Here is a 4,096-nt window from a genome sequence, read left to right on the forward strand (position 1 = left end):
AGCGGGTTACCTGAAGACACCACCGTAACCGGACAGCACCGGCCGGACCCAGAAAGAGGTAACACCATGCACGCAGTTTCATCCGTACCGGCCCCCGCCATCCCCGTAACCCGCGATGCCGTTTTCCCGCGCGACCGCTTCATGCGCCTGCCGGAAGTCATCAGCACCTGCGGCCTGTCACGTTCGACCATTTACGACTTAATCAGCCGGGAGCAGTTCCCCTCACAAATTTCCCTCGGCGGTAAAAACGTCGCCTGGCTGGCGTCAGAGATTGACGGCTGGATGCAGGCCCGCATCGCCCAGCGCGCCGGAGGTGCAGCGTGATTACGCTGAATTTCGGCACGAAAACCTACCCCCTCACCCGCGAAGAGGCCGCCTTCGTCGCGGAAAGCCTGACGGCAGCCGTCAGCGGCAAACCCGCCACGGCACCGGCCTTCACCAGCGGGATGCACGGCCATATTTCCGTGTTGAGTCAGAAAGCGAAGCCTGCAAAGCGAAGCGCAAAGAAAGAGGACGGTGAATTCCGATCAAATCCGCAGCAATCCGATCACGTCCTGACCGATTGCTGAGGAAAACGCCCCGATGAGTGAAAAAAGCCTTTTCTCTGGCGAGCGGCCGTTATACAGTTTTCGTGCTGCCGCAAAATCGGCAGCCGGGATTTGCAGCCCGTGTAACTCAATGGCGACACAACACGCGCCAAGCGTGTTTTTTTGTGTCATTGCTCTGGCTTACCCATTTTTCAGGCTGTGGTTCTTAGACCGCAGCCGCTGTCAAATAATGGTGGTCCGGGCGGGGCAGCCCTCGGGCTGGCCGGTATCCATTGAGGCCGGTACTGCAAACCCCGTTCGGGCCACCACCCATGAGATTTGCAGCTCCGGTGGTGGCGTTAACCGCTACTCAATGGAGATTGTCCTCATGACAACGGCCCTTACTGCCGCTCACCCCGAATTCACCTTTATTTTTGCCGCCGTGCGCCGCACTGATGCCGCCGCCCGTCCCTGCATGCTGCGCACTGTAGCAGGCGATGAGCGCAGCGCCCGTGCCAGCCTCGCCCGTGATTACGTCCTGTCCTTTGCCGGTCGTCTGCCGGTTAAGGCGGTGGCGCCATGAACACTCTTTCTCAGCACCTGAACAACCATGACACCTACCCCATTCCCCACGCTGACTATCTGCGTCTGCTGCACGCGCACACGGTCGGCGTGACCGTGCTCGATATGTTCGACTCGGTGAACTGCCTGAGCGCGCGCGGCTGTGTGCCGGACGGCGCGGCGCTTGCCGCGGTCGTCGCTCTGCTCACCGACCAGCTCGGTAAAGTTGTTGAAACCTGTGAATCCCGCATGTTAGCCACGGAGGTCCGCCATGATGACCGCTAATCACTCCTGCCTGCCCGTTGAGGTACGCACCGCCGTTTACCGCCGCGCGCTGGCGCAGGGCTACCTGAATGCCTGCAAAAGCCTCGGCATTACCGTATCCGCCACGCTCGATGAGTTGCAGATGACCATCGCCCTTGAGCTGGAAGGCTTCTATGTGCGCCGTCACGGCCCCGATGCAGGCATGGAGATGGCCTGCACCATGCTCGGCGATATGGTCGAGCCTGACCTGCTGACCGCGCCGCCGCGCCTTACGCCGCTCGGCGTCACCATGATGGATGAGCTGTTCCGCAGCCAGCTTGCGGCCGCCAGCCGCACGACGCTGCACTGAGGGAGGATGCGCACATGAAACATATTGTCTCTGACACCGTAAAGGCGGCCACCGGACTGTGGCCGCAGCTTCTGCCAGCACTCGGCATCAGCGTGGACACAGGCGGGCGGCACGGAGCCTGCCCGGTCTGTGGCGGCAAAGACCGCTTCCGCTTCGATAATCAGGGTGGGCGCGGAACCTGGCTGTGTAACCAGTGCGGTGCCGGTGACGGCCTGAACCTGGTGGAAAAGGCGCTTGACGTCAGTGCTAAAGAGGCCGCCATGAAGGTGGCCGGGATGCTCGGCACGCCGCCGGAGTCCGCCCCGGCTGTGACGGATGACGCCGCAGACAGAACCCGCGCGCAGGCAGACACCGCCACACGGGCGCAGGCGCTTATCGCCGCCGCTGTCAGCCGCACGGACAACGCCTACCTTTCCGCGAAAGGGCTGCACGGTACCCAGGCGTTGACGCTTGCTGATGCGCTGCGCTGTGGTGGCATCAGTTTTGCCGCCGGGGATGTGCTCATCCCCCTGACCGGTGAAGACGGTACGGCCGTTAACGTGCAGCTCATCAGCGCCGCAGGCGACAAACGCACCCTGCCCGGCGGGCAGGTGAAAGGCACGTACTGGCTGGCAGGCGAGCCGGACGGCAAAATGCTGTGGCTCACTGAGGGCTACGCCACCGGCCTGACCGTGCACCGGCTAACCGGGCAGGCGGTTTACGTGGCGCTGAGTGCCAACAACCTGCCCGCGCTGGCGAAGCGGCTGAGTGAGTCACACCCCGGCGCGATGATGCTGATTGCCGCCGACCGTGACGACAACGGCACCGGCCAGTTAAAGGCAGAGGAAGCGGCGAAAGCCTGCGGCGGGAAAGCCGCCCTGCCGCCGGTGGCGGGTGACTGGAACGACGTGTGGCAGGCGCAGGGGGATATCGCCACCCAGGCGCAGCTCACCGCCTTCACGCAGCCGCAGCCGCTCAGCCCGTTTGAGTCCGTCAGCGAAGCCGACCTGAAGGCCATGAGCGCCAGCCAGAAGGCGGAGCTGCTGGTCGCCCACTACGGGCAGGCGCTGGCCGTGCCGCCGTTCGGGGAAGAAATCTGCCGCTATGAGAACGGCGCATGGCAGGTGATGGAGGCGAAGACGCTGCGCCGGGAAATCGCCGCCCTGTTTCAGAAGGTGCGCGCACCGTTCTCGGCCGCCGGTATCGGCAGCGTGCTGGACACGCTCAAGCTGATGGTGCCGCAGATGGGTGAACCGCCCCGCCGCCTGATTGGCTTCCGTAACGGTGTATATGACACCACAACAGATACCTTCAGCCCGCACCGCCGCGAACACTGGCTGCGCACCGTCAACAGCGTGGACTACACCGCACCGCGTCCTGGTGAAAATCTCGCAGACCACGCCCCGGCCTTCTGGCGCTGGTTAACGCGGGCCGCCGGACACAGTCACGACAAGCAGGAGCGCATTCTCGCGGCGTTATTTATGGTGCTGGCAAACCGCTATGACTGGCAGATGTTTCTTGAGGTCACCGGCCCCGGCGGCAGCGGCAAGAGCGTGATGGCCTCCATTGCCACGATGCTGGCCGGAAAAGACAACACCACGTCTGCCACCATTGACACGCTGGAATCCTCCCGCGAGCGCGCCAGCGTGGTGGGCTTCTCGCTGATTATCCTGCCTGACCAGGAGAAATGGAGCGGCGACGGCGCGGGCATCAAGGCGATTACCGGCGGTGATGCGGTGGCAATCGACCCGAAATACCGTGACGCCTACTCGGCGCACATTCCGGCGGTGATTCTGGCGGTGAACAACAACCCGATGCGCTTCAGCGACCGCAGCGGCGGCGTGTCGCGCCGCCGGGTAATCCTGACGTTCCCGGAAGTGATACCGGCAAAGGAGCGTGACCCGCAGTTGCTGGACAAAATCAGCACCGAGCTGGCCGTCATCGTGCGTCACCTGATGCAGCGCTTCAGTCAGCCGGAGGAGGCCCGCGCGCTGCTCCAGGCGCAGCAGACGTCCGGCGAGGCGCTGGAAATTAAACGCCAGGCTGACCCGCTGGTCGATTTCTGCGCCTACCTGATGCCGATAAGCACCGCGACCGGCCTGTTTATGGGTAACGCCAATATCCGCCCGCTGAACCCGAAACGCTATCTCTATCATGCCTACCTGTCGTTTATGGAGTCACGCGGCCATCAGCACCCGCTGAGCCTGACGGCATTCGGCCAAGCGGTGCCGCAGACGCTGAAAGAGTATGAGCGCATTCTGCTGAAGCGCCGGACGAATAACGGTGTCCAGACCAACCTCACGCTGCATGAGGACAGCGAAGCCGACTGGCTGCCCGCGTGCAGTCAGTAACCCCCGCAGCAAACGAACCGGCTCAGGCCGGTTTTTTTACGTTTCAGCCCGGAGTGATCACTTCA

The 4,096-nt window shown here is 63.2% G+C and carries 6 protein-coding genes; all 6 read left to right on the plus strand.

What is annotated here, in order from left to right; translation table 11 throughout:
* Positions 1-66 precede the first annotated feature (66 nt).
* From QMM04_RS21310 to QMM04_RS21335, 6 genes are read left to right on the plus strand one after another with little or no spacing between them, the layout of a single operon-like run.
* Positions 67-324, plus strand: coding sequence for an AlpA family transcriptional regulator (locus QMM04_RS21310; RefSeq protein WP_085286551.1), 258 nt, complete (start codon positions 67-69; stop codon positions 322-324).
* Positions 321-569, plus strand: a complete 249-nt coding sequence (locus QMM04_RS21315) for a hypothetical protein (RefSeq protein ID WP_282996966.1) — start codon at positions 321-323, stop codon at positions 567-569. Before QMM04_RS21310 ends, QMM04_RS21315 begins: the two co-directional genes overlap by 4 nt.
* Positions 570-582: 13 nt before the next feature.
* Positions 583-1,110, plus strand: coding sequence for a host cell division inhibitor Icd-like protein (locus QMM04_RS21320; protein WP_282996962.1), 528 nt, complete (start codon positions 583-585; stop codon positions 1,108-1,110).
* Positions 1,107-1,373, plus strand: a complete 267-nt coding sequence (locus tag QMM04_RS21325; RefSeq protein WP_282996963.1) for a hypothetical protein — start codon at positions 1,107-1,109, stop codon at positions 1,371-1,373. The genes QMM04_RS21320 and QMM04_RS21325 overlap by 4 nt, the downstream gene beginning before the upstream one ends.
* Complete coding sequence (locus QMM04_RS21330) at positions 1,360-1,701, plus strand: DUF5375 family protein (protein ID WP_282996967.1); 342 nt, start codon at positions 1,360-1,362, stop codon at positions 1,699-1,701. Before QMM04_RS21325 ends, QMM04_RS21330 begins: the two co-directional genes overlap by 14 nt.
* 14 nt (positions 1,702-1,715) lie before the next feature.
* Positions 1,716-4,031 (plus strand): primase-helicase zinc-binding domain-containing protein, encoded by a 2,316-nt coding sequence (locus tag QMM04_RS21335; protein WP_282996968.1) that lies wholly within the window; start codon positions 1,716-1,718, stop codon positions 4,029-4,031.
* The last annotated feature ends 65 nt before the right edge of the window (positions 4,032-4,096 follow it).

Source organism: Pantoea sp. Pa-EAmG (assembly GCF_030024295.1).
GTDB classification, from domain to species: Bacteria; Pseudomonadota; Gammaproteobacteria; order Enterobacterales; family Enterobacteriaceae; genus Pantoea; species Pantoea dispersa.